The sequence below is a fragment of the Neisseria sp. P0018.S001 genome, assembly GCF_051957355.1.
In the GTDB taxonomy this organism is placed as follows: domain Bacteria; phylum Pseudomonadota; class Gammaproteobacteria; order Burkholderiales; family Neisseriaceae; genus Neisseria; species Neisseria subflava_A.
In genome coordinates this window covers 1-1679 of sequence record NZ_JBQCWN010000033.1, presented here as the reverse complement: position 1 = coordinate 1679, position 1679 = coordinate 1, and the positions used below count along the sequence as shown (strand labels likewise).

At 51.3% G+C, this 1679-nt stretch carries 1 protein-coding gene and 2 pseudogenes; 1 reads left to right on the top strand and 2 read right to left on the bottom strand.

Features of this window, described 5'->3' with window-relative positions:
* A pseudogene (locus ACTHTJ_RS10620) lies at positions 1–557 on the top strand (hypothetical protein); the annotation flags it as partial.
* Between the two features lie 45 nt (positions 558–602).
* On the opposite strand, the gene ACTHTJ_RS10615 reads toward ACTHTJ_RS10620, so the two are convergent.
* Together ACTHTJ_RS10615 and ACTHTJ_RS10610 are read right to left on the bottom strand one after the other, a co-directional pair.
* Complete coding sequence (locus tag ACTHTJ_RS10615; RefSeq protein WP_440362665.1) at positions 603–1250, bottom strand: hypothetical protein; 648 nt, start codon at positions 1248–1250, stop codon at positions 603–605.
* A gap of 226 nt (positions 1251–1476) precedes the next feature.
* Positions 1477–1679: pseudogene (locus ACTHTJ_RS10610) on the bottom strand (putative PEP-binding protein); the annotation flags it as partial.

Below are 1679 nucleotides of genomic sequence, written 5' to 3'. Positions count from 1 at the left end.
ATTTGAAAGCCATTTGGCAAGTTGAACAAAAAACAGCAATCACGGGCGGTTCCCAAGGTTTTGCCACTCGTGATTCCTTCATCGGTTTGCAAGGTAAATTCGGTAAGATTCGCGCCGGTAAACTCAACAACACACCAAACAAAACAAACACCACCAACCCACAAACACACAAAACCAACACCACAAACCCAAACACCCCCACCCACACCAACAACCCACACACCAACCCAACCAACCACCCCACCAAAACCACACACACAACCAACACAACCAACAACAAAACCAACACCAAAACCCACACCACAACCAACCCCCACCCCAACACCCCCACAAACCAACCAAACAACACCACCAACAAACACAAACCACAAACAAACAACAAAAACCACCACACCAACACACCCAATCCACACACCAACAACCCCAACAACAACCAACACCCCCCAAACAAAAAACCCACAAACAACAACCCAACACAGCACACGCAAAACAAAACCAAACCCACACCACCACACCAAACAACCACCCCACCCTCTCCGCATCCAACTCCGCCATGACAAACAGAACAATAAATGAACAGACAACAAAACTCGCGAAACAACTCAAAACGAACCCCAAAAGATACCCCCACAAACAAATCGCCCTACAAACCACCCAAAACAACAACACCACCACCACCAACCAACCCCAAAACAAAAAAAAAACCCAACCACCAACAACCACCAAAACACAAACACACCAACAAAACCCAAAAACACCAAAACCACCCAAAAAAACCCCCCAAACAACCCCCCAACCCCCCCACCCAAACAACCCCCCCCACCAACAAAACCCACCCCCCCCCAAACAACCCCAAAACACACCACCCCACCCCAAAACAAACACCAACACACCCAACAAACCCACCCCCAACAAAACAACACCACACACACACACACAACCTCACACAACAACAACCAAACACCCACAAACACCAACACAACCACCACCCACACCCCCCCAAACAACCCCCCCAAAAACAAACCAAAACAACAACACCCACACCACCCACCCAACACTACCAACAACCCCAACACCCCCGCCCCCAACCACCAAACCACCACCAAAACCCCCCCAAAAACCAAACCCCCACCAAAAAACCAAACACCACCAACGACCCCCAACAACAACCCCCACCCCACCCCAAACACAAAACCACACACCCCCCCCAACCACCACCCCAACCACCCCCACCACCAAAAACCCAACAACCCCACCCACCAACACACCCCCCACACCCCACAAAACAACCCCAACAACAACACCCCCCACACCCCCAAACACACCCACACCACAACAAACACCACCACCCAAAACAACCAACCCACCACATCCGCCCGCCAAAAACGACAAAACAAACCCACCCAACAACACCAACACAAACCCCGTACCACCCATCCTCAACCAACACACCACCAAAACCAAAACAAAAAAACCCACCACAAAACAAACCAACACCGCCTGCACAGAAGTTGTGCAAAGCTTTGACGTCTTCGGCGGATCCGATGTTGGCGAGCAACTCAACGTTGATGCCGTCGGCCGTGGTGGCGGCGGTTTTTTTGATTTTGTTGAGTTCGGGTTTGTGGCTGCGGTATTCGCGAGCGAGGCGACGGTATCCATCGAGAACGACTCCGCCGAGA